At 73.8% G+C, this 23,111-nt stretch carries 20 protein-coding genes and 2 tRNA genes; 17 read left to right on the plus strand and 5 right to left on the minus strand.

What is annotated here, in order from left to right:
* The first annotated feature begins 25 nt into the window (after window positions 1–25).
* From BLT72_RS07270 to BLT72_RS07280, 3 genes are all read left to right on the plus strand, one after another.
* Entirely contained in the window at window positions 26–1,141 is a 1,116-nt protein-coding gene (locus tag BLT72_RS07270) for a branched-chain amino acid aminotransferase (RefSeq protein WP_231930407.1), read from the plus strand.
* Window positions 1,142–1,374: 233 nt separating this feature from the next.
* Window positions 1,375–3,021: a citramalate synthase gene (cimA, locus tag BLT72_RS07275; protein ID WP_091411550.1), complete on the plus strand. Its 1,647-nt coding sequence runs from the start codon at window positions 1,375–1,377 to the stop codon at window positions 3,019–3,021.
* A gap of 148 nt (window positions 3,022–3,169) precedes the next feature.
* Window positions 3,170–3,472 carry a putative quinol monooxygenase gene (locus BLT72_RS07280; RefSeq protein WP_091411553.1) on the plus strand — a complete coding sequence of 101 codons (303 nt, stop codon included), beginning with the start codon at window positions 3,170–3,172 and terminating at the stop codon, window positions 3,470–3,472.
* A 7-nt stretch (window positions 3,473–3,479) separates the two neighbouring features.
* Here the strand turns inward: BLT72_RS07280 and BLT72_RS07285 are convergent, their stop codons facing one another.
* Entirely contained in the window at window positions 3,480–4,790 is a 1,311-nt protein-coding gene (locus BLT72_RS07285) for a thymidine phosphorylase (RefSeq protein WP_091411555.1), read from the minus strand.
* 53 nt (window positions 4,791–4,843) lie between these two features.
* On the opposite strand from BLT72_RS07285, the gene BLT72_RS07290 reads away from it, so the two are divergent.
* The 5 genes from BLT72_RS07290 (at window position 4,844) to BLT72_RS07310 (ending at window position 8,656) form a co-directional block, all read left to right on the plus strand.
* Window positions 4,844–5,683, plus strand: a complete 840-nt coding sequence (locus BLT72_RS07290) for a fumarylacetoacetate hydrolase family protein (protein ID WP_091411559.1) — start codon at window positions 4,844–4,846, stop codon at window positions 5,681–5,683.
* Window positions 5,680–7,215, plus strand: coding sequence for a glutamate--tRNA ligase (gene gltX / locus BLT72_RS07295; protein WP_091411562.1), 1,536 nt, complete (start codon window positions 5,680–5,682; stop codon window positions 7,213–7,215). The genes BLT72_RS07290 and gltX overlap by 4 nt, the downstream gene beginning before the upstream one ends.
* 167 nt (window positions 7,216–7,382) lie before the next feature.
* Entirely contained in the window at window positions 7,383–8,324 is a 942-nt protein-coding gene (locus tag BLT72_RS07300) for a CPBP family intramembrane glutamic endopeptidase (RefSeq protein ID WP_091411565.1), read from the plus strand.
* A gap of 106 nt (window positions 8,325–8,430) precedes the next feature.
* Window positions 8,431–8,502: transfer RNA gene (locus BLT72_RS07305), tRNA-Gln, on the plus strand.
* An 81-nt stretch (window positions 8,503–8,583) separates the two neighbouring features.
* Window positions 8,584–8,656: transfer RNA gene (locus BLT72_RS07310), tRNA-Glu, on the plus strand.
* A 93-nt stretch (window positions 8,657–8,749) separates the two neighbouring features.
* Here BLT72_RS07310 and BLT72_RS07315 read toward each other — a convergent pair.
* Window positions 8,750–9,505, minus strand: coding sequence for a DeoR/GlpR family DNA-binding transcription regulator (locus BLT72_RS07315; RefSeq protein WP_091411567.1), 756 nt, complete (start codon window positions 9,503–9,505; stop codon window positions 8,750–8,752).
* A 327-nt stretch (window positions 9,506–9,832) separates the two neighbouring features.
* Here BLT72_RS07315 and BLT72_RS07320 point away from each other — a divergent pair, with 327 nt between their 5' ends.
* The 7 genes from BLT72_RS07320 (at window position 9,833) to BLT72_RS07350 (ending at window position 17,583) form a co-directional block, all read left to right on the plus strand.
* On the plus strand, window positions 9,833–11,035 hold the full coding sequence (locus tag BLT72_RS07320) for an extracellular solute-binding protein (RefSeq protein WP_157720334.1): 1,203 nt from the start codon (window positions 9,833–9,835) through the stop codon (window positions 11,033–11,035).
* Window positions 11,032–11,985, plus strand: a complete 954-nt coding sequence (locus tag BLT72_RS07325; RefSeq protein WP_091411571.1) for a carbohydrate ABC transporter permease — start codon at window positions 11,032–11,034, stop codon at window positions 11,983–11,985. Before BLT72_RS07320 ends, BLT72_RS07325 begins: the two co-directional genes overlap by 4 nt.
* Window positions 11,982–12,818 (plus strand): carbohydrate ABC transporter permease, encoded by an 837-nt coding sequence (locus tag BLT72_RS07330; protein WP_091411574.1) that lies wholly within the window; start codon window positions 11,982–11,984, stop codon window positions 12,816–12,818. The genes BLT72_RS07325 and BLT72_RS07330 overlap by 4 nt, the downstream gene beginning before the upstream one ends.
* Before the next feature lie 61 nt (window positions 12,819–12,879).
* A complete protein-coding gene (locus BLT72_RS07335) occupies window positions 12,880–14,244 on the plus strand; it encodes a family 4 glycosyl hydrolase (protein WP_172826036.1) in 1,365 nt (454 codons plus the stop codon).
* Window positions 14,241–15,371 (plus strand): SIS domain-containing protein, encoded by a 1,131-nt coding sequence (locus BLT72_RS07340; RefSeq protein ID WP_091411578.1) that lies wholly within the window; start codon window positions 14,241–14,243, stop codon window positions 15,369–15,371. Before BLT72_RS07335 ends, BLT72_RS07340 begins: the two co-directional genes overlap by 4 nt.
* Window positions 15,368–16,399: an N-acetylglucosamine kinase gene (locus BLT72_RS07345; RefSeq protein ID WP_091411580.1), complete on the plus strand. Its 1,032-nt coding sequence runs from the start codon at window positions 15,368–15,370 to the stop codon at window positions 16,397–16,399. The genes BLT72_RS07340 and BLT72_RS07345 overlap by 4 nt, the downstream gene beginning before the upstream one ends.
* Window positions 16,396–17,583, plus strand: a complete 1,188-nt coding sequence (locus BLT72_RS07350; RefSeq protein WP_091411582.1) for a Gfo/Idh/MocA family protein — start codon at window positions 16,396–16,398, stop codon at window positions 17,581–17,583. Before BLT72_RS07345 ends, BLT72_RS07350 begins: the two co-directional genes overlap by 4 nt.
* On the opposite strand, the gene BLT72_RS07355 is transcribed toward BLT72_RS07350, so the two are convergent.
* From BLT72_RS07355 to BLT72_RS07365, 3 genes are all read right to left on the minus strand, one after another.
* Window positions 17,541–18,965 carry a pyridoxal phosphate-dependent decarboxylase family protein gene (locus tag BLT72_RS07355; RefSeq protein WP_197677221.1) on the minus strand — a complete coding sequence of 475 codons (1,425 nt, stop codon included), beginning with the start codon at window positions 18,963–18,965 and terminating at the stop codon, window positions 17,541–17,543. The genes BLT72_RS07350 and BLT72_RS07355 overlap by 43 nt on opposite strands.
* A 102-nt stretch (window positions 18,966–19,067) precedes the next feature.
* The gene (locus BLT72_RS07360; protein WP_231930408.1) at window positions 19,068–20,120 is read right to left on the minus strand and encodes an App1 family protein phosphatidate phosphatase; all 1,053 of its coding nucleotides are present in this window, start codon (window positions 20,118–20,120) and stop codon (window positions 19,068–19,070) included.
* Between the two features lie 58 nt (window positions 20,121–20,178).
* Window positions 20,179–20,901, minus strand: a complete 723-nt coding sequence (locus BLT72_RS07365) for an IclR family transcriptional regulator (RefSeq protein ID WP_091411586.1) — start codon at window positions 20,899–20,901, stop codon at window positions 20,179–20,181.
* A 113-nt stretch (window positions 20,902–21,014) separates the two neighbouring features.
* Between BLT72_RS07365 and leuC the strand changes: the two genes are divergently transcribed.
* Together leuC and leuD are read left to right on the plus strand one after the other, a co-directional pair.
* Window positions 21,015–22,421, plus strand: coding sequence for a 3-isopropylmalate dehydratase large subunit (gene leuC / locus BLT72_RS07370; protein WP_091411588.1), 1,407 nt, complete (start codon window positions 21,015–21,017; stop codon window positions 22,419–22,421).
* Between the two features lie 2 nt (window positions 22,422–22,423).
* Entirely contained in the window at window positions 22,424–23,023 is a 600-nt protein-coding gene (gene leuD / locus BLT72_RS07375; protein WP_091411590.1) for a 3-isopropylmalate dehydratase small subunit, read from the plus strand.
* Window positions 23,024–23,111: the final 88 nt, after the last annotated feature.

Raw genomic sequence — 23,111 nt, forward strand, 5'->3', positions numbered from 1 at the left:
GCCCGCCCTCGTCGAAAGCAGTCCCGTGAGTCTTCAGTTCGAGCTCCGCGCCAACCCGAACCCGCGCACGGAGGCCGAGCGCGAGGCCGTCCTGGCCGACCCCGGGTTCGGGCTCAGCTTCACCGACCACATGGCCGTCGCCACCTGGACCGCGGCCGACGGCTGGCACGACTCCGCCGTCGTCCCCTACGGCCCGTTCTCGCTGGACCCGGCCACCGCGGTGCTGCACTACGCGCAGGAGATCTTCGAGGGGCTGAAGGCCTACCAGCACGCCGACGGCAGCGTGCACCTGTTCCGGCCCGACCAGAACGCGGCCCGGATGGCGCGTTCCGCCGAGCGGCTGGCCCTGCCGGTGCTGTCGACCGAGGACTTCCTGGCCAGCATCGACGCCCTCGTGGCGGCCGACCGCGCCTGGGTGCCCTCCGCCCCCGCTGGCGGAGCCGGCGCGCCGGTCCAGAACGAGCAGAGCCTGTACCTGCGGCCGTTCATGTTCGCCTCCGAGGCCTTCCTCGGCGTCCGGCCGGCCCAGCGGGTCACCTACTGCGTGATCGCCAGCCCGGCCGGCGCCTACTTCGCGCGCGGTGTGCACCCGGTGTCCATCTGGGTGTCCACCACCTACACCCGCGCCGCCCCGGGCGGGATGGGGGCGGCCAAGACCGGCGGCAACTACGCCGCCAGCCTCGTCGCCCAGCAGGAGGCCGCTGCGCACGGCTGCGACCAGGTGATGTTCGCCGACGCCGCCGAGCACGCCTTCGTCGAGGAGCTGGGCGGGATGAACGTCTACCTGGTGACCACCGACGGCGAGCTGATCACCCCCGAGCTGAACGGCTCGATCCTCGAGGGCGTCACCCGCGACTCGATCCTCACCCTGGCGACCGAGTTCGGGCTGACCCCCGTCGAGCGCCGGGTGGGCCTGCAGGAGCTGATCGAGGGCGTCGACTCCGGGTGGGTGGCCGAGCTCTTCGCCTGCGGCACCGCCGCCGTGGTCACCCCGATCGGTGTCCTGAAGGACGCGTCGGGCACCCACACCGTCGGCGGCGGCCAGACCGGCGAGACTACCGCGGCGCTGCGGAAGAACCTCCTCGACGTCCAGTACGGCCGCGCCGAGGACCGGCACGGCTGGCTCCGCCGGGTGCTCTGAGCGCACCCGTGGGACGACAGCGGCTGACCGGATGGCGGTCAGCCGCTGGACTGCCCTGCCGCACGGGTGCACACTGAGGCCGTGCCCATCCTGGTCGTGATCATTAGCTAGCGCGCTGGACTCCTCGTCAGCGCGCTGAACCTCCTGTCCTCGTACGGGAGGTTTTTTCGTTCCCGGACCAGGGCGCGGAACCCGTGCCACCCACCCATGCCCCATCACTCGAGGGATCTGCGATGTTCGCCCAGCTGAGGCCGAAGCCGGCCGAGTTCCACGTCTTCGACACGACCCTGCGCGACGGGTCGCAGCAGGAGGGGCTCAACCTCTCCGTCGCGGACAAGCTGACCATCGCGGGGCTGCTCGACGAGCTCGGCGTGGGCTTCGTGGAGGGTGGCTGGCCGGGCGCCAACCCCAACGACACGGCGTTCTTCGCCGCCATGGCCGACGGGGCGCACGCGCTCCGCAGCGCCACCCTGGTCGCCTTCGGCTTCACCCGACGGGTGGGCATGAGGGCGGCCGACGACCCGTTGACGGCCGCGCTGCGGGACTCGCGCGCGCCGGTGGCGTGCATCGTGGCCAAGAGCCACGACCGCCACGTCGAGCAGGCTCTCCGCACCACCCTGCGGGAGAACCTCGACATGATCGCGGACACGGTGTCGCATCTGAGGGCCGAGGGCCAGCGGGTGTTCGTGGACTGCGAGCACTTCTTCGACGGCTACCGGGAGAACCCCGCGTACGCCCTGGAGGCGGTGCGGACGGCAGCCGAGGCGGGAGCCGAGGTCGTCGTCCTGTGCGACACCAACGGCGGCATGCTGCCGCCGTGGGTGGGTGAGATCGTCACCGAGGCCGCCGCGACCGGTGTCCAGCTGGGCATCCACGCCCACAACGACACCGGTTGCGCGGTCGCCAACACCCTGGCGGCGGTCGACGCGGGCGCCATGCACGTGCAGGGCACGGTCAACGGCTACGGCGAGCGGACCGGCAACGCCGAGCTCATCTCGGTGGTCGCCAACCTGGAGCTCAAGTACGGCTGGCCGCTGCTGCCCGCCGGCTCCCTGCAGGAGGCCAGCCGGATCGCCCACGCCATCGCCGAGGTCACCAACGTCCCCTCGAGCGCGCGGCAGCCCTACGTCGGGCTGTCCTCGTTCGCGCACAAGGCCGGCCTGCACGCCAGCGCGATCAAGGTCGACCCGAACCTCTACCAGCACATCGACCCGGCCGTCGTGGGCAACGACATGCGGATGCTCGTCTCGGACATGGCCGGTCGGGCCAACATCCAGATGAAGGGGGAGGAGCTGGGCTTCGACCTCTCCGACCGGGAGCTCGCCTCCCGGATCACCGGCCGGGTCAAGGACGCGGAGGCGGCGGGCTACACCTACGAGGCCGCCGACGCCAGCTTCGAGCTGCTGCTGCGGCGCGAGCTCGACCAGCTGCCGGAGTACTTCGCCGTGCACTCCTGGCGGGTCTTCACCCAGGGCCACCCCCGGCCCGGCGCCGAGGGGGAGACCGACACCGAGTGCACCGTCCGGCTCACGGCCAAGGGCCAGAGCCAGCGGGTGGTCGGCGAGGGCAACGGCCCCGTCAACGCCCTGGACCACGCCGTCCGCAACGCCCTGCTGCCGGCCTACCCCGTCGTCGGCCGCTTCGAGCTGATCGACTACCGGGTCCGCATCCTCGACCAGGGCCACGGCACCGACGCCACCGTGCGGGTGCTGATCCAGACCACCGACGGCCGCCGGGCCTGGACGACGGTGGGGGTGGGCCAGAACATCATCGAGGCCTCGTGGGAGGCGCTCAGCGACGCCTACCTCTACGGGCTCATCCACGCCGAGAGCCCCGCGCCGGCCGCGGAGCCGGCGATCCAGGAGCGCGTCGCGGTCTGACGGCACACCCCGCCTGCGCGGGACCACCGCCTCAGGGACCGGCCGGCCCCGGGGAATGGGGGAGCCGGTGGTCGGGTTGCTCCCGGGTGACCGCCCGGACCACCGCGCGGGCCCACCGCGGCCCCGGGCCGGGCCGAACGGAGACCCCATGAGCACCCTCGTCCACCTCGACCTGCAGCTCGACCCGACCCGGCTGGAGCGGGGCCAGCAGGTCCTCGTCGAGACGCTGGCGGCCACCCGGGCCTGGCCCGGCAACGACGGTCTGCAGGTCGTCGTCGACGACACCGACCCGGCCCACCTGCTCGTGGTCGAGCACTGGGCGACGACGGCCGACCACGACGCCTACGCGGCGTGGCGGGCCACGCCCGAGGGTGCTTCGCAGCTGGGCGCGGTGGTGGTGAGCCCGCCCCGGAAGACCGTCTTCAGCACCACCCTGCCGCTGCCGTTCTGACGCCGGCTCAGCCGATGCGGTCGAGGACCAGCGGCTCGAGGTCGACCGCGGCCTCACCGACGGACCAGCCGCCGTCCAGGGCCGCCCGGGCCCGGTCGAAGCGCTCCGGGGTGTCGGTGTGCAGGGTGAACAGCGGGTCCCCGGCGCGCACCCGGTCGCCGGCCTGCGCGTGCAGTTGGACGCCGGCGCCGGCCTGCACGCTGTCCTCCCGGCGCGCCCGGCCCGCGCCCAGCCGCCAGGCGGCGAGGCCGACGGCCATGGCGTCGACGGAAGTGAGCACGCCGTCGGCCCCGGCCCGGACCACCTCCGTCTCCCGTGCCCGCGGGAGCGGGGCGTCGGGGTCCCCGCCCTGGGCGGTGACCATCCGGCGCCAGACGTCCATCGCCCGCCCGTCGGCCAGCGCCTCGGCGGGGTCGACGTCGGAGCGGCCGGCCGCGCCGAGCATCTCCCGGGCCAGCGCCAGCGTCAGCTCGACGACGTCGGCGGGTCCGCCGCCGGCCAGCACGTCCACCGACTCCGCGACCTCGAGCGCGTTGCCCGCGGTCAGCCCCAGCGGGCTGGACATCCGGGTGAGCAGGGCGACGGTGGTGACGCCGGCGTCCTGGCCCAGCCCGACCATCGTCACCGCGAGCTCGCGCGCCTGCTCGGCGGTCTTCATGAAGGCCCCGGAGCCGACCTTGACGTCGAGGACCAGCGCCGAGGTGCCCTCGGCGATCTTCTTGCTCATGATCGAGGAGGCGATCAGCGGGATCGACTCGACGGTGCCGGTCACGTCGCGCAGGGCGTAGAGCTTCTTGTCGGCGGGCGCCAGGCCGGAGCCGGCCGCGCAGATCACGGCGCCCACGTCCTTCAGCTGGGCCAGCATGTCGGCGTTGCTGAGCGCGGCCCGCCAGCCGGGGATCGCCTCCAGCTTGTCGAGGGTGCCGCCCGTGTGGCCGAGCCCGCGGCCCGACAGCTGCGGGACGGCGACACCGCAGGCCGCCACGAGCGGGGCCAGCGGCAGGGTGATCTTGTCGCCGACCCCGCCGGTGGAGTGCTTGTCGACGGTCGGCCGGGACAGCCCGGAGAAGTCCAGCCGTTCGCCGGAGGCGATCATCGCCGCGGTCCAGCGGGCCAGCTCCGTGCGGCTCAGACCGCGGAAGAAGACGGCCATGGCCAGCGCGGCCATCTGCTCCTCGGCCACCTCACCGTCGGTGTAGGCCTGCAGCAGCCAGTCCACCGCCGCCGGCTCCAGCTCGCCGCCGTCGCGCTTGCGGCGGATCAGCTCGACGGCGTCGAAGCGGGCGGGCTCGGCCGGCGCGGTGTCCTGCGGGGTCATGGGCCCCAGTGTGCCGGACGGGGCGGGGGCCCGTCCTCGCTAGGCTGGCCCCCATGCGCATCGCACGTTTCGCCTCTGGCGGCGACCCCCAGTACGGGGTCGTCGAGCTCGCCGAGGACGGCGGCCGGCACCCCGGCACCGTCTCCGTCCTGACCGGTGACCCGCTCGCCATGCCGGTCCAGCTGACCGGTGAGCGGCACGAGCTCGAGGGGGTGCGGCTGCTGGCCCCGGTCATCCCGCGCAGCAAGGTCGTCGGGGTCGGCCGCAACTACGCCGCGCACGCCGCCGAGCTCGGCAACGAGGTGCCGGCGACGCCGTTGACCTTCTTCAAGCCGAACACCTCGGTGATCGGCCCCGGCGACGCCATCGTGCACCCGCGGGTCAGCCAGCAGGTGAGCTTCGAGGGCGAGCTGGCCGTGGTGATCGGCCGGATCTGCAAGGAGGTGCCCGAGGCCCGGGCCGCCGACGTGATCTTCGGCTACACCGTGGCCAACGACGTCACCGCCCGCGACCTGCAGAAGAGCGACGGCCAGTGGGCCCGCGCCAAGGGCTACGACACGTTCTGCCCGCTCGGCCCCTGGATCACCACCCACCAGAGCCTCGCCGAGGTCGCCGACCTCGGCATCCGGACCACCCTCGACGGCGAGGAGAAGCAGAACGGTCGCACCCGCGACATGCTGCACGCCATCCCGGCGCTGATCGCGTACATCACCTCCTTCACCACCCTGCTGCCCGGTGACGTCATCCTCACCGGCACCCCCGAGGGCGTCGGCGTGATGCGGCCCGGCCAGGAGGTCAGCGTGGAGATCGAGGGGATCGGCACCCTCACCAACACCGTGACGTCGGACAGCGCCGACGTCACCCGCAGCACCGAGACGGAAGAAGCCCCGTGACCGACCCCTCCACCGCCGCCGACGACCGCAGCCTGCGCGGCGTCGCCCCCGCCGACGTCCGGGTCCGGTTCCCCCCGTCGCCCACCGGCAACCTGCACGTCGGCAACGTCCGCAGCGCCCTGTTCAACTGGGCCTTCGCCCGTCACCACGGCGGCACGTTCGTGCTGCGCATCGAGGACACCGACGCCGGCCGCAACCTCGAGGAGTCCTACACCGGGCTGCTGGAGTCGCTCGGCTGGCTCGGGCTCGACTGGGACGAGGGTCCCGTCAAGGGCGGCCCGCACGGCCCCTACATCCAGTCCGAGCGCAGCAGCATCTACGCGGGCGTGGTGGCCAAGCTGCTGGCCGCCGGCCTGGTGTACCGGTGCTTCTGCACCCGGGAGGAGGTCGAGGCCCGGCAGAGTGCGCAGCCGGCCGGGACGCCGCCGGGCTACGACGGCTTCTGCCGCGACCTGCCGGCCGAGCGGGTCGCCGAGCTCGACGCCCAGGGCCGGGCGTCGGTGGTCCGGATGCGGGTGCCGGACGCCCCGATCGTGTTCGACGACCTGGTCCGCGGGCCGATCCACTTCGCACCCGAGCACGTGCCGGACTACGTGCTGGTCCGCGGCAACGGTGAGCCGCTGTACACCCTGGTCAACCCGGTCGACGACGCGCTGATGGAGATCACCCACGTCCTCCGCGGCGAGGACCTGCTGCCCTCGACCCCGCGCCAGATCGTCCTCTACGAGGCCCTGGCGCAGGTCGGCGTGGGGAGCGGCCGGGTGCCCGTCTTCGGCCACCTGCCGACCGTGCTGGGGGAGGGCAACCGCCGGCTCTCCAAGCGCGACCAGGGCTCCGGGCTGGCCGAGTACCGCGACCAGGGCTACCTGCCCGAGGCGCTGCTCAACTACCTCGCCCTGCTCGGCTGGGCCATCGCCGAGGACCGCGACGTCTTCTCCCTCGCCGAGATGGTCGAGGCCTTCGACATCGGCCGGGTCAACGCCAACCCGGCCCGCTTCGACGCCCGCAAGTGCGAGGCGATCAACGCCTCCCACATCCGGGCGCTGCCGCCGGCCGAGCTGGAGCGGCACCTGCTGCCGTTCCTGCACGCGGCCGGGCTGGTGTCGGAGCCCCCGACGCCGGCCCAGAGCCAGCTGCTGGCCGCCGCCACCCCGCTGGTCCAGGAGCGGATGAACACGCTGGCCGAGGTGGTCGACATGCTCGGCTTCCTGTTCCGCGCGGACGCGGACGTGGTGATCGACCCGGCCGCCGGGCTGAAGCCCGACGCGGACGCGACCCTGGCCGCCGCCGCCGAGGCGCTGGAGGGGCTCGACTCCTTCGACCACGCCTCGGTGGAGGCCGCTCTCCGGGCCGCGCTGGTCGAGGGTCTGGGACTCAAGCCCAAGCTCGCCTTCGGCCCGGTCCGGATCGCCATCACCGGGCGGCGGATCTCCCCGCCCCTGTTCGAGTCCATCGAGCTGCTCGGTCGGGCGTCCGCCCTGGCCCGGATCGCCAAGGCCCGCTCTGCGCTCGCCGACCAGCCGGCGAGCTGACGGTGGCGAGGCCCTCCGCACCCGGCACCCCGCCCCGGAAGGGCCGGTCGGGCAACCCGGCGGTCCGCTCCGGGGCGCAGCCGCCCCGCCCGACCCCGGCTCGCCCGACGCCGCCGCGAGCCCGGGCGACCCCGCCCCGGGCCGCCGGCCCGGTCGGAGCCCGTCGGGTGCCGTCGGAGGCGCCCACGGAGGTGCTGCCCCCGGACGGCGCGCCGTACCCGCTGGTCCTGCGCGGTCCCGGCTACGTCCCGGGCCGTTCGGTCCTCGGCGTCGTGTTCGGGCTGTCGCTCTTCGTGCTCTTGACGGGCCTGGTGAGCCAGGTCGTCGTCCTGCTGGGCTGGGCGCTGACCGCGGGGGACGTGGTGCACGCCGACTACGCCCGCCAGGCCCTGGCCTTCGAGCGGCCGATCGGCCTGCTGAGCGCCAACCTCGGCATCGCCATGCTGATCCCCATCGCCTGCGCCATCCTCTGGCTCGTGCACCGGGTGCACCCCCGGTGGCTGCTGTCGGTCCGCCCCGGGCTGCGCGGCCGCTACCTGCTGGCGTGCCTGGGGATCGCGCTGCTCAGCCTGAACGGGGTGCTGCTGCTCTCCCAGCTCGCGGCGCCCGAGCCGCTGTCCTTCGCGGTCCAGCCCGGGTTCTGGGGCTTCCTGGTGGTCATCCTGCTCACCTCGCCGCTGCAGGCCGCGGCCGAGGAGATCTTCTTCCGCGGTTACCTGATGCAGGCGCTCGGCAGCCTCGTCGCCCAGCCCTGGTTCGGCGTCGTGGTCTCCTCCGTGGTGTTCGCCCTGCTGCACGGCACGCAGAACCTCCCGCTGTTCGTCGACCGGCTCGCCTTCGGGCTGCTGGCGGCCGTCCTGGTCTGGCGGACCGGCGGCCTCGAGGCGGGCATCGCCGCCCACGTGGTCAACAACGTGTTCGCCTACCTGATCGCCGGGCTGACCACCGGCATCCCCGCGCTCCGGGCCGTGCGGGGCATCGGCTGGACCGACGCGGCCTTCGACGTGGGCGGCTTCGCGGTCTTCGCCGTGCTCGCCTACCTGGCCTTCCGGGCGTTGCGGATGCGCGACGTGGTCGACCTCCGGGCGGGCGCGCAGCTGGTCCGCTGACCCGCCGCCGACCCGGTTTGGGCTGGGGCCCGACGTCGAGTAAAGTCTCTCCCCGTGCCCCGCGAGGGGCGCGACCGAACGGCGCAGGACAGCCAGAGCCGTGCGGTGGGGTATGGGGTAATTGGCAGCCCGACTGGTTCTGGTCCAGTTAGTCTAGGTTCGAGTCCTAGTACCCCAGCGAGTGGGAGCCGCGGATTCGCCGGATGATCGGTGAGTTGGTAGGCTTCCGCGGTCGGATCAGCGATGATCTCGACGCTAGGGCCCCGTTGTGTAGCGGCCTAGCACGCCGCCCTCTCAAGGCGGTAGCGCGGGTTCGAATCCCGTCGGGGCTACTCCATCCGAACGGCACCTGACCTCGTCAGGTGCCGTTTCGTCGTCCTGGGTCTGGCTCGTCCCGGCTGCGACGAGCGACTCCAGCCCCCCGGTCAGACCGTCAGCACCCGCAGGCCCGCCGCGCGCAGGGCGTCCACCTGCTCCGGCGCCGCACCGCGGTCGGTGACGACGTCGCTCACGCCCGACAGCAGGCTGATCCGGGCGAAGGTCACCCGGCCGATCTTCGAGCTGTCGGTGACGACGACGCTGCGGCGCGAGCGCCGCAGGAAGGCCAGGTCGGTCTGGGCCTCCATCTCGTCGTAGGTCGTGCAGCCCTCCTCGGGGGTGAGCCCGTCGACGCCGATGAAGGCGATGTCGAGGTGGTAGTTGGCCAGCATCGCCTCGGCCGCCGGCCCCACGAGCTCGAAGGAGTGCCGGACGATGCCGCCGATCACCACCAGACGGATCCCGCTGTGGCCCGCCAGCTCGTGGGCGATGTTGATGGCGTTGGTGACGATGGTGATGCCGCGGCGGCCGGCGAGGGCGCGCGCCAGCTCGAGGGCCGTCGTCCCGCCCGTCATCCCGACCACCGCGCCGTCCTCGACGAGGTCGGCCGCGGCCCGGCCGATCCGCCGCTTCTCCGGTTGGCGGAGGGCCGCCTTCACACGCGTCGGCACCTCGTCGCCGACCGCGTTGGCCAGCGCGCCGCCGTGGGTCCGGACCAGCAGCTGGTCCCGGCTCAGCGACTGCAGGTCGCGGCGCACGGTCGCGGCCGAGACCTGCAGGCCGGCGGCGAGCGCGCCGACGTCGACCCGGCCGTGCTGGCCGACCTGGTCGAGGATGGCGCTCAGCCGTTCTGCCCGGTCCATGGGGCGCACTCTACGAGATGAGCGGCCGCTGCGCGATCACGCAATTGACTGCGTGTTTGCGCACACCCATTGACCCGCTCGCGGTGCGAACCCTACGGTCCAGTCACATCCGCGCACGGCGGCGAGGCCGCTGCGCGAACACCGTGCAGTCCCGGACGACCTTGACGGAGGCACCATGACGGGGAACACCACGCGACGGACCCGCTCGGGGTGGCGCGCGCGGCTGCTGGTCGGGGTGGGGCTCACGAGCTTCGCCCTGGTGAGCGCCGGCTGCGGGGGAGGGGGGCGGGTGAGAACAGCAGCGGCGGCTCGACCCAGACCAGCGGCGTGACGATCACCGTCGCCCTCGCCTCCGACCCGCCCCCCAAGGCGGCGCTGGAGGAGTTCACCCAGGAGACCGGCATCACCGTGACCTGGGTGAACGTCGACTGGGACAGCCTGCAGACCAAGATCTCCGCCGCGGCGACCGCCAAGACCTACTTCGCCGACGCGACCAACGTCGACTGGTCGCGCGTGGGCCAGCTCGGCCAGCTCGGCTGGTTCTACCCCATGGAGGACTACCTGGACACCGCCGCCATGGCCGACGACGTCCCGCAGCTCGCCTCCTTCACCACGGACGGGCACGTGGTCGGGATCCCCTACGACGCGTCGTTCATGGTCACCACCGTGAACCAGGACCTGTTCGAGAAGGCCGGCGCCGACCCGGCGCCGAAGACCATCACCGCGTACACGGCGGCGCTGCAGAAGGTCAAGGAGGCGGGCGTCGCCGAGCACCCGCTCAACATCCCCTTCGCCGCCGCGGAGGGCCTCTCGACCTACTGGTACGAGACGACGGCGGCCTTCGGCGGCACCGTCCTCGACGCCGACGGCAAGCCCCAGTTCTCCACCCCGGACTCCGCGGGGTACCAGGCGGCCCAGTGGATGGTGGACGGGATCAAGAACGGCCTCGTGCCCCCGGGCAACATCAACACGACCGACAGCCAGGGCCAGCAGACCCTGATGGCCCAGGGCAAGGTGGCCAGCACCTTCTCCGACTACTCGGGGACGGTCGGCACCCTCTACAACGTCGAGGACTCCTCCGCCGTGGTCGGGAAGGTCCGCTACATCCCGACGCCCGGGGTCGACGGGCCCGCGGCGAACCTCAGCAACCCCGACGGGGTGGGCATCCCGAAGGAGGCCAAGTACCCGCAGGCGGCCGCGAAGTTCATCGAGTGGTTCACCGCCACCGAGCAGCAGGCCGACTTCTCCGGCGTCAACGGCTCCGACAAGGCCTTCGAGGGCTACCCGATCCCGTCCCACCTCTCCGCGGTGAAGCAGATGACCGCCAAGGGGAACCTGGTCGGCGGCGAGGTGCTCGAGCCGATGCTGCAGGGCTCCAAGCCGGTCTTCGAGGGCGGCGCGCCGTCCTGGTACCCGAAGTTCTCCAACGCCGTCTACACCAACCTGCACGCCGCGGCGACGGGCTCGATGACGGTGGAGCAGGCGATGCAGGCGATCACCGACACGGCGAACGAGCTCGGGGCCTCGTGAGCGAGTCGGCTCCGGCCGGCTCGCTGGCGAGCACACCCCGGGTCGACCGGCCGCGCGCCGGCGTGGTCGCCCCGGTCCGCGGCCGCCGGTTCGACCCCCTGCCCTACCTGCTGGTCGCGCCCGTGGCCCTGTTCATCCTGGGGCTGGCCGTCGTCCCCGCCGTGGCCACGGTCGTCCAGTCCTTCTTCAAGGTGGACGCCCTCGACCCGCCGACCCGGTTCGACGGTCTCGGCAACTTCCGCCGGCTGCTGGCCGACGACGCCGTGGTCGCCAGCGTCGGCAACACCGCGTTCTACGTGGTGGTCGGGGTGACGCTGTCGACGGTGCTCGGCATCGCCATGGCCGTCGTCCTGCAGCGCCCGTTCCCCGGGCGCAGCGTCGTGATCGCGGTGCTCATCCTGCCCTGGGCCCTGCCCGGGGTGGTGGAGAGTATCCTGTGGACCGGGATCTTCGACGCCAACGGCGGCCTGGTGAACAGCCTGCTGGCCACCCTGCACCTGGGCGACGGGACCGCCGTGCTGCTGGGCCAGGACCGGCTGCTGACCATCACGCTCATCGAGCTGGTGCAGGTCTGGCAGATCACCCCCCTCTCGGCGCTCCTGGTGCTGGCGGCGCTGCAGCTGATCCCCGCCGAGCTCTACGAGGCGGCCACCATCGACGGCTGCGGACGCTGGGGCGCCTTCCGGCGGATCACGCTGCCGCTGGCCCGGCCCGGCATCGCCGTCGTCATGGTCCAGGCGCTGGTCGCGACCCTCAACGTGTTCGACCAGCCCTACGTGCTGAACGGCGCGGCCAGCACGGCGGCGTCGGTGACGATGCAGACGTACTTCATCAGCTTCCAGGACCTCGACTTCGGCCAGGGCTACGCGCTCTCGCTGCTCATCACCATCGTCACCCTGGTGGTCTCGCTCGGGATCGTCCGGGCCGTCTACCGCCGGGTCGAGCTGTGAACCGGCGCACGCCCGTCGGGCGCTACGTCGGGGTCGCGCTGATCCTGCTCTGGTCGCTGGTGCCGGTCTACTGGGCGGTCAAGACCAGCCTGCAGACCGAGGGCGACGCCCGGGCCATCCCGGCCCAGTACGTGCCGACCGACCCGACGCTGCGGAACTACGCCACGCTGCTCACCGGGGACGGGGACATCCCCGCCCAGATCCGCCGCTCGGCGGTGAACATCGTCGTGGAGTGCGGGGTGGCCACGCTGGTCACCGTGCTGCTCGCCACGCTGGCCGCCTACGCCTTCGCCCGCATGCAGTTCCGGGGCCGCACCGTCCTCTTCTACGCCGTCCTGGCCACCATGGCCTTCCCGGCGTACACGACGCTGATCCCGCTCTACCGGCTGATGAGCCTGCTGGGCCTGGTCAACACCTACACCGGCATCGTCCTGGTCTACGTCTCGGGCTTCCTCCCGCTGGCGACCTGGGTGCTGCACAACTACTTCGCGAGCCTGCCCGCGGGCATCGAGGAGGCCGGGCTGGTGGACGGGGCGCACCGCCTGCAGGTGCTGTGGCACCTGCTGCTGCCGCTGGCCCGCCCGGGGATCATCTCGACGGCGCTGATCACCTTCCTGTTCGCCTGGGGGCAGTTCCTGTTCCCGCTGGTGCTGTCCAGCGACATCTCCACCCAGCCGCTCACCATCGTGATCGCCGCCCTGCAGGGGCGCCACGTCGTCCCCAGCACCCTGTTGAACGCGGCGGGCGTGCTGGCCATCATCGTGCCGGCGCTGCTCGCGCTGGCGTTCAACCGCTACATCGTCAACGGGCTGCTGGCCGGCAGCAGCCGGTGAACCCGGACCCCACCACCCCCGCACCACCCCCGGTGCGGTGCCCGACCCACGAAAGGCACGCGTGAGCGAGAACTCGATCGTCCTCATCGGCGCAGGCAGCACGGTCTTCACCCCGGGCCTCATGACGGACCTGGCCTCGTCCCGGACCTTCGACGGGTGGACCGTGCACCTCGTCGACCTCAACGGCGAGGCGGCCGAGACGATGGCCCGGGTCGGCCGCCGGATCGCCGGGCAGCGGGGCGCCGACCTCACCTTCGTCCCGCACGAGGACCGCCGCGACGCCCTGGCCGGCGCCCGCTTCGTCACCACGACCATCGCCGTCGGGGCCGCCGAGGGGTGGCGGCACGACGTCGACGTGCCGGCCCGGCACGGCATCGCCCAGACCGTCGGCGACAGCGTCGGACCGGGCGGCGTGCTGCGCGCCCTCCGGCACGTGCCGGAGGTGGTCGCCATCGCCGAGGACGTGGCCGACCTCGCCCCGCAGGCACAGCTGGTCAACTACTCGAACCCGCTGACGGCCAACGTCCGGGCCATCACGGCCAGCACGCCGGTGCAGGCCGTCGGGCTCTGCCACGGCACCATGCACACCCTCGGCAAGCTGTCCGACGACCTCGGCGTGCCGCGCGAGGAGGTGCACGCCGTGTTCGCCGGGCTCAACCACCTCTGCTGGCTGCTCGACCTGCGGCGAGGCTCCGAGGACCTCTACCCGCGGCTGCGCGAGGCCGTCCTGGCCACCGCCGGCGGCCGCGACGCCCCGAGCACCTCCGAGGAAGGCGTGCACCTGGCCGTCTCCGCCGACCTCTTCCGGACCTTCGGCCGCTACCCGGCTCCCGGTGACCGGCACGTGGCCGAGTTCTTCGGCTGGTACCTCCGGGGCGCCGACGGCGGACCCGCCGACGACACCGACCTGCCCTGGGGGCTGCAGGGCGGCCGCGACGACACGATGCTCTACATCGGGGAGAAGAGCGACCTCTGGGAGCGGCTGCACGCCCAGGCCGACGGCAGCGCGCCGCTGCCCGAGGGGGAGAACCAGGAAGCGGAGCGGCTCGTCGCCATCGCCGAGGCCGTCGTCACCGGCCGCGACCACGTCGAGCTGGCCGTGAACCTGCCCAACCGGGGCCTCATCCCCAACCTCCCCCCGACCGCCGTGGTGGAGGTGCCGGCGGTCGTCGGGGCGGCAGGCATCACCGGCCTCGGCGTCGGGCCGCTCCCAGACGCCATCGCGGCCGTGCTGACGGCCCGCGCGCAGCAGCAGGAGGTCACCGTGCAGGCCGCGCTCACCGGGAGCCGGGCGCTGGCCCTGCAGGCCCTCGTGCTCGACCCGCTGGTGCCCGGCCTGGAGGTGGCCACCGCCATCCTCGACGAGGCGGTCATCGCGCACGGACCGGTGCTGGCGGCGTTCGCACCCGTGGGGCCGGCCGCGTGAGCGCGCCCGAGGACCTCGCGGCTCGCGGGGCGGCCGCGACCTGGCCGGAGATCCAGCAGCAGCCGGAGGCCTGGCGCGACGTCGCCCGCATCGCGCGGGCCGAGTCGGCGCGGGTGCGGGCCTTCCTGGACCCGCTGCTCGCGCAGCCCGGGCTCCGGGTGGTGCTCACCGGCGCCGGGACGTCCGCCTTCGCCGGCGAGGTGCTGGCCCCGGCGCTCGCGCGGCGGCTCGGCCGCCGGGTGGACGCGGTGGCGACCACCGACATCGTCGCCAGCCCCCGGGAGACCTTCGCCGAGGACGTGCCGACCCTCCTGGTGTCCTTCGCCCGGTCGGGGGACAGCCCGGAGAGCGCGACCGCGACCGCGCTGGCCGGCCAGTGCCTGAGCTCGGTGGCCCACCTCGTCCTCACCTGCAACCCCGACGGCCGGCTGGCGCTGGAGCACGCCGGCGCGCCGGGCTCGCTGGTGCTGCTGACCCCGGCCGGCACGAACGACCGCGGCTTCGCGATGACCTCCAGCTTCACCTCGATGCTGCTCCTGGCCTGGCTGGTGCTGACCGGCGCCGACGACGCCGACGTGCTCGCGGGCCGGCTGGCCGGGGCGGCCGAGACGGTCCTCGCGGGGGCCGACCGCGCCGAGGCGATCGCGGCCCGTGGCTACGACCGCGTCGTCTACCTCGGCAGCGGGGCGCTCGGCGGCCTGGCCCGGGAGGCGGCGCTCAAGCTGCTCGAGCTGACCGCCGGTGGGGTCGTCAGCTACTTCGACACCGCGCTGGGGTTCCGGCACGGACCCAAGGCCGTGCTGCGCGCCGGCACCCTGGCGGTGGTCTTCCGCTCCAACGACCCCTACACCGGTCGTTACGACGACGACATCGCCGCGGAGCTGCGGCGGGCGCTCGGGCCGGAGGACGTCCTCGTCCTGACGACCGGGGGCGGCGACGACGGCTGGACGGTCGACGGTCTGGCCGACGTCGACGACGTGCTGCTGGCGCTGCCCTACGTGGTGGTGGCCCAGCTGCTGGCCCTGCGGTTCTCGCTGCGGCTGGGCCGGACCCCCGACAACCCGTTCCCCGACGGCGAGGTGAACCGCGTCGTGCAGGGGGTCACGGTGCACCCGCTGCCGGCATGAGGACCTACCTCGGCGTCGACGGGGGCGGCACCGGTACCGCGCTCTGCCTAATCAGCGAGGACGGCGACCTGCTCGGCCGCGTCGAGGCCCCCAGCTGCTACTACCTGGGCAGCGCCGCCGGCGAGGGGGTCGGCCAGGTCGCCCGCGTGCTCACCGAGGCGGTCGCCGTGCTGACCGACGTGACCGGCACCACGGCGGCCGCCATCGGGTACGCGTTCGTCGGTCTCCCCGCCTACGGCGAGGTCAGCGCCGACGTGCCGGCCCTGGACGCCGCGCCCCGGGAGGCGCTCGGCCACGACCGCTACCGCTGCGACAACGACATGGTCTGCGGCTGGGCGGGGTCGCTCGCCCTGGCCGACGGGGTCAACGTCATCGGCGGCACCGGCTCCATGACCTACGGCCGGCGCGCCGGCCAGGGGCTGCGGGTGGGCGGCTGGGGCGAGGTGTTCGGCGACGAGGGCTCGGGCTACTGGATCGGCGTGCAGGGCCTGCGGGCCTTCTCCCGGATGAGCGACGGCCGGCTCCCGCCCGGTCCGCTGCTGGACGTCCTGCGGGCGCGCCTGGGGCTGGCCGCCGACCTCGACGCGGTCGACGTCGTGCTGAACCGCTGGCGCGGCAGCCGTCGAGAGGTCGCCGCGCTCGCGCCGGCCGTCGTCGAGGCCGCCCGCCGCGGGGACGGCGTCGCCGCCGCGGTCCTGGACGAGGCCGGGGCGGAGCTGGCGCGGCTGGTCACCACCACCCGCCAGCGGCTCGGCTTCCGCGCGGCCGAGACGGTCCCCGTGTCCTACTCGGGCGGCGTCTTCGGCGCCGTCGAGGTGCTCGACGCGTTCCGCGCCCACCTCGTGGCCGCCGGGGGTCCCGTCGACCTCCGGGCACCGGTGCTGCCCCCCGTCGTCGGCGCGGCGCTGCACGCGGCCCAGCTCGCGGGGTCACCCTTGTCGGCGGCCGCCCTCGCCCGGCTGCGGCGGGTCGTCGCGACCACCACCCCCACGCCCGACCACCCCACCCCCGGAGGACTCGACCCATGACCACCCGCATCGGCATCCTCGGCTTCGGGCTCCGCGCGAGCCTCGCCTCCTACGCCCACCAGCCGGACGCCGGCTCCCGGGTCGTCGCGGTCGCCGACCCCGACCCGGCCCGCCGCCGGGCCGCCGCCGACGCCCTGGGCGGGGACGTCACCCTCCTCCCGGACCTCGACGCCCTGCTCGACCAGGACCTCGACGCGCTGATGGTCCTGACGCCGGACCACCTGCACGAGGAGCACGCCCTGCGCGCGCTCGAGCGCGGCGTGCCGACGTTCCTCGAGAAGCCGCTGGCGGTCAGCACCGAGGGCGCGGACCGGATCCTCGACCAGGCGTGGCGCACGGGCACCCGGCTCTACGTCGGGCACAACATGCGGCACATGCCGGTGGTCCGGGCGCTGCGCTCGGCGGTGCAGGACGGCCGGATCGGTGAGGTGAAGGCCGTCTGGTGCCGGCACTTCGTCTCGACCGGCGGCGACTTCTACTTCAAGGACTGGCACGCGGACCGGTCCAAGACGCTGGGCCTGCTGCTGCAGAAGGGCGCCCACGACATCGACGTCATCCACTGGCTGGCCGGCGGCTACACGACCCGCGCCCAGGCGATGGGGACGCTCGCGGTCTACGGCGACATCACCGACCGCCGCGACAACAGCGACCGGCAGATGCGCGACTGGTACTCCACCGACAGCTGGCCGCCGGCCTCCCAGCGGGAGCTGGCGCCGGTGCTCGACGTCGAGGACCTGTCGATGGCGAACTTCGCCCTCGACAACGGCGTGCTCGCCTCCTACCAGCAGTGCCACTTCACCCCCGACTACTGGCGCAGCTACACCGTCATCGGGACGGAGGGGCGGCTGGAGAACTTCGGCGACGGCGGGGACGCCACCGTGGCGCTCTGGGACCGTCGCTCCGACACCTACCGCGCCGAGCCCGACGCGACGCTGCCGGTCGGCGCCGCCGACGGCGGGCACGGCGGCGCCGACCCCCTGCTCGTTGCGGAGTTCCTGCGCTTCGCCCGGGAGGGGGGACCGACGGACACCTCACCCGTCGCGGCGCGCCAGGCGGTGGCCGCCGGGGTCGCGGCCACGTCGTCGCTGCGGTCGGGGGGCGCGGTGGTGGAGGTCCCGCCGCTCCCGGCGGAGCTCGAGGCCTACTTCGCGGCCTCCCAGACGCGTCCCGACGCCGGCGCCTGAGCGCTGCCGCGGACGTCCGCCAGGACGCGCGCGACGGCGGCGACGGTGCGGTCGACGTCGTCCTCGGTCGTGCGCCAGTTCGAGACCGAGATCCGCAGGACGGCCCGGCCCTGCCACACCGACGGCGTCATCCAGGCGGTGCCCTCGGCCAGCAGGCGGCGTGCCACCTCCCGGGTCTCGGCGTCGCCGTCGAAGGCGACGCAGACCTGGGTGAAGACCACGTCGTTCACCACCTGGACGCCGTCCAGCCGGCCGAGCGCGTCCGCGAACCGGGTGGCCCGCCGGGTCAGCTGCTCCACCAGGTCCGCGACGCCGGAGCGCCCCAGCGAGCGCAGCGCGGCCCAGACCGCGAAGCCGCGCGCCCGCCGGGAGAACTCGGGGACGGCGGCGACCGGGTCGGGCCGCTCGTCCTGGATCAGGTAGGCGGCGTGCACGCCCATCGCCGCGTGCAGCGCCGCCGGGTCGGCCACCACGGCGATCCCGCTGTCGTAGGGGACGTTCAACGTCTTGTGGGCGTCGGTGGCCCAGGAGTCGGCCCGCTCGACGCCGTCGGTGAGGTGGCGCAGGCCGGGGACGGCGGCCGCCCAGAGCCCGAAGGCCCCGTCGACGTGCACCCAGCCGCCGTGCCGGTGCACCAGGTCGACCGCCGCGCCCAGCGGGTCGAAGGAACCGCTGTTGACGTTGCCGGCCTGCAGGCAGACGACCAGCGGGCCCGGCTCGCGCGCCTCGAGCAGCTCGGCGAGCCGGTCGAGGCGCAGCCGGCCCTGCTCGTCCGCCGCGACCACCCGGCTGCGCGCGTGCCCCAGGCCCAGGTACCGCAGGGCGATGTCGACGGCGTCGTGGCGCTCCTCGCCGACCACCACCGTCAGCGGCGGCGCGCCCAGCAGGCCGTCGGCGTCGACGTCCCAGCCGGCGCGGCGGTACACCGCGTGCCGGGCGGCGGCGAGGCAGGTGAAGTTGGCCATCATCGCGCCGGTCACGAAGCCGACGGCGGCGGCGGGCGGCAGGCCGAGGAGGTCCAGCAGCCACCCGGCGGCCGCCCGCTCCGCCCCCGCTGCGGCCGGCGAGCTCACCAGCAGGCCGGCGTTCTGGTCCCAGAGCGACGTCAGCCAGTCGGCCCCGAGGGCGGCGGGCAGCACCCCGCCGATCACCCAGCCGAAGAAGCGGCCCGACGGCATCGCGACGACGCCGGGTCCGGCGCCGGCGACCAGGGCGTCGACCACGGCGAGGGGGTCCAGCCCGGTCTCGGGCAGCGGCCCGCCGAGCGCGGCCGCCACCTGGTCGACGTCGGCGGCCGCGTTCACCGGCCGCCCGTCCAGCCCGCCGAGGAAGGCCTCCGCCTCCGCGACCACCCGGGCCATCACCGCTCGCTCTGCGTCCACGTCGTGCTCCCTCGGCCGGTGTCGTGGGGAGGAGTGCCCACCCCCCGCCGTGATACACCCGCCGGACCCGTCGCCGGAAGACCCGCCGACGCGGTCAGAGCGTCAGGGCGCGACCTCCGGCTGGCTGTGCGGGGCGACCAGCAGGCCCGTGTCGTCGAGCTTCTCGGCCAGGCCGGCGCCGTCGGGGGCGTAGAGCCAGGGCACCCGGGCCGCGCGGCCCGAGACGTCGTGGTCGCGGTAGCTCGACCCGGCCAGCACGGCCTCGCCCGGGCTCAGCTGACGGATGCAGACGGCGGCCACCTTCTCGGCGTGCCGGGCCACGAAGGCCCCGTAGATGGCCTCGTCGTGCTGGCCGTCGTCGCCGACCAGCAGCCACTGCACGTCGGGGAACTCCTCCGCCAGCCGCTCCAGGCTGGCGCGCTTGTGCTCCCGCCCGCTGCGGAACCAGCGGTCGGGGGTGGGTCCCCAGTCGGTGAGCAGCAGCGCCCCCCGCGGGTACAGGTTGCGCGACAGGAAGCGGGTCAGGGTCGGCGCGACGTTCCACGCCCCGGTGGAGAGGTAGATGACGGGCGCCCCGGGGTGCTGGGCGGTCAACCGCTCGTAGAGCACGGGCATGCCGGGTGTCGTGGCCCGGGCGTGCTCGTTGACGACGAAGGTGTGCCAGGCGGCCAGCAGCGGCCGGGGGAGGGCGGTGACCATCACGGTGTCGTCGATGTCGGAGACGAGGCCGAAGCCGACGTCGGGGTCGATCACGTTGACGTGCGCGCTGACCGGCGGGGAGCCCTCGGCGCTCAGCCGGATCTCGTGCCAGCCGGGAGCGGAGTCGACGGCCACGACCGCGTCCACGATCCCGCTGTTGTCGGCGGTCACGACGGCGGTCTGGTCGCCCACGTGGACCTCGACCTCCGCGTCCTCCACCGGCACCTTCGTGAAGTTGCGCCAGCCGCGGGCGCCGACCGCGTCCCCGCTGGCGCGAACCTCGGGCCGGTCCAGCACGACCCGGGCGAGCACCCGGATCCAGCTGGTGGACCCGTAGCCGGTGTAGGGGATGACGGTCGCGACGTAGCCGTGGTCGCGCACCCGGCGGGCCCGCCAGCGCATGACGGCGTGGTCGACGCGGAGGGCGCGGTTCACCTGGGGGGTGGTGTCGGTCACGGCGCCAACCTAGGGCATGTCTCCCCGCCCGTGGCGGTGCTGCGCACGATGCTCCGGCTCACTCGGCGCCGCTGCGGCGCAGGACCTCGCTGAGCCGCTCGGCGGCGGCGATGACGGCCGGCGCGTGCAGCCGGCCCGGCTGCCGGGACAGGCGCTCGATCGGGCCCGAGACGCTGACGGCGGCGATGACCTTGCCGGAGGGGGAGCGGACGGGGGCGGAGACAGAGGCGACGCCCGCCTCGCGCTCGCCGACCGAGTGGGCCCAGCCGCGGCGCCGCACCGCGGCCAGGGCGACGGCGGAGTAGCGGCTGCCGCGCAGCCCGCGCTGCATCCGGTCCGGCTCCTCCCAGGCCAGCAGGACCTGCGCGGCGGAGCCGGCCGTCATGGCCAGCTGGGTGCCGACGGGGATGCTGTCGCGCAGCCCGGACATCCGCTCGGCCGTCGCCACGCAGACCCGGAAGTCGCCCTGGCGGCGGAACATCTGGGCGGACTCGCCGGTGATGTCGCGGAGCCGGGCCAGCACGGGGCCGGCGGTCGCGAGCAGCCGGTCCTCCCCGGCGGCCGAGGCCAGCTCGCCGAGCCGGGGCCCGAGGATGAACCGGCCCTGCAGGTCGCGACTCACCAGGCGGTGGTGCTCGAGGGCCACCGCGAGCCGGTGAGCCGTGGGACGGGCCAGGCCGGTGGCGGCCACCAGACCGGCCAGGGTGGTCGGTCCCGTCTCGAGCGCGCTCAAGACCAGGGCGGCTTTGTCGAGCACGCCCACACCGCTACTGTTGTCCATGCCTTGATACTGCCGTCTCGGATGCTGAAACTCAAGTTGGGCGCCCGAGCCCGGCGGGGCGACAGTGGAGATGCGGCCGGTGAGTGGCGGCCGCAGCGACGAAGGAGATCCTGATGGGCAAGACACTGAGCGAGAAGGTCTGGGACGCGCACGTCGTGCGCTCCGCCGAGGGCGAGCCGGACCTGCTCTTCATCGACCTGCACCTCGTGCACGAGGTCACCAGCCCGCAGGCCTTCGACGGTCTCCGGCAGGCCGGTCGTCCCGTCCGCCGCCCCGACCTCACGCTGGCCACCGAGGACCACAACACCCCGACGCTCGACATCGACCAGCCGATCGCCGACCCGGTGTCGCGGACCCAGGTCGACACCCTGCGCCGCAACGTCGAGGAGTTCGGCGTCCCGATCCACAGCCTCGGCTCCGCCGACCAGGGCGTCGTGCACATCATCGGCCCGTGGCTGGGCCTGACCCAGCCCGGCATGACCGTGGTGTGCGGTGACTCCCACACCTCCACCCACGGCGCTTTCGGTGCGCTGGCCTTCGGCATCGGCACCTCCGAGGTCGAGCACGTGCTGGCCACCCAGACGCTGAGCCAGGCCAAGCCGAAGACGATGGCCGTCAACATCAACGGCGCGCTGCCGCCGGGCGTCACCGCCAAGGACGTCGTGCTGGCCCTGATCGCCAAGGTCGGCACCGGCGGTGGCCAGGGCTACGTCGTCGAGTACCGCGGCTCCACGATCGAGGACCTCTCCATGGAGGGGCGCCTCACGATCTGCAACATGAGCATCGAGTGGGGGGCCAAGGCCGGGATGATCGCCCCCGACCAGAAGACCTTCGACTACGTGCAGGGCCGCCGGCACGCCCCGACGGGCGCCGACTGGGACGCCGCCGTGGAGTACTGGAGGACCCTCAGGACCGACGACGACGCCGTGTTCGACGCCGAGGTCGACCTCGACGCGACCCAGCTGAGCCCCTTCGTCACCTGGGGTACCAACCCCGGCCAGGGCGTCCCGCTGGGCGCCTCCGTCCCCGACCCCGAGACCTTCGCCGAGGAGGCCGACCGCACCGCGGCGGCCCGGGCGCTGGAGTACATGGGCCTGGAGGCCGGGCAGCCGATGCGCGACATCCGGGTCGACACGGTGTTCCTGGGCTCCTGCACCAACGGCCGAATCGAGGACCTGCGTGCGGCCGCCGCCATCATCCAGGGCCGGCACGTCGCCGAGGACGTCCGGATGCTCGTCGTCCCCGGCTCGGCCCGGGTGCGCCTGCAGGCCGAGGACGAGGGCCTCGACGTCGTCTTCAAGGAGGCGGGGGCCGAGTGGCGGGCCGCCGGCTGCTCCATGTGCCTGGGCATGAACCCCGACCAGCTGGCGCCGGGCGAGCGGGCCGCGTCGACGTCGAACCGCAACTTCGAGGGCCGCCAGGGCAAGGGTGGCCGCACGCACCTCGTCTCGCCGCCCGTCGCCGCCGCCACGGCGGTGCTGGGCACCCTCAGCACCCCCGCCGACCTGCAGAGGATCTGATCATGGACGCCTTCAGCACCCACACGGGAACCGCGGTGCCGCTGCGCCGCAGCAACGTGGACACCGACCAGATCATCCCGGCGGTCTACCTCAAGCGGGTCACGAAGACGGGCTTCGAGGACGGGCTGTTCGCGGCCTGGCGCAACGACCCGGCCTTCGTGCTCAACCAGCCCCAGTACGCCGGCGCGACGATCCTGGTGCCCGGACCGGACTTCGGCACCGGGTCGTCCCGTGAGCACGCGGTCTGGGCCCTGCAGAACTACGGGTTCAAGGTGGTGATCGGCGCCCGGTTCGGCGACATCTTCCGGGGGAACGCGGGCAAGTCGGGCCTGCTGATCGCGGTGGTCGACCAGAAGATCGTCGAGGAGCTGTGGGACCACGTCGAGGCGCACCCGGCCGCCCCGCTGACCGTCGACCTCCGGGAGCGGACGATCACCGCCGAGGGTTTCTCGACCACCTTCGAGATCGACGACTACACGCGGTGGCGCCTGCTGGAAGGCCTGGACGACATCGGCCTGACCCTGCGCCAGGCCGACCACATCGACGCCTACGAGCGGTCCCGGCCCGCGTTCAAGCCGGTCACCCAGCTCACCGCGGGCTGACCGACCGACCCCCGGGCGGCCCTCCGGAGCACGTCGGGCCGACCCGGTCCTGGCGCGCGCACGCCGTTCCTCTACCGTGGCAGGGAAT

Source organism: Friedmanniella luteola, from assembly GCF_900105065.1.
GTDB lineage: Bacteria > Actinomycetota > Actinomycetes > Propionibacteriales > Propionibacteriaceae > Microlunatus > Microlunatus luteolus.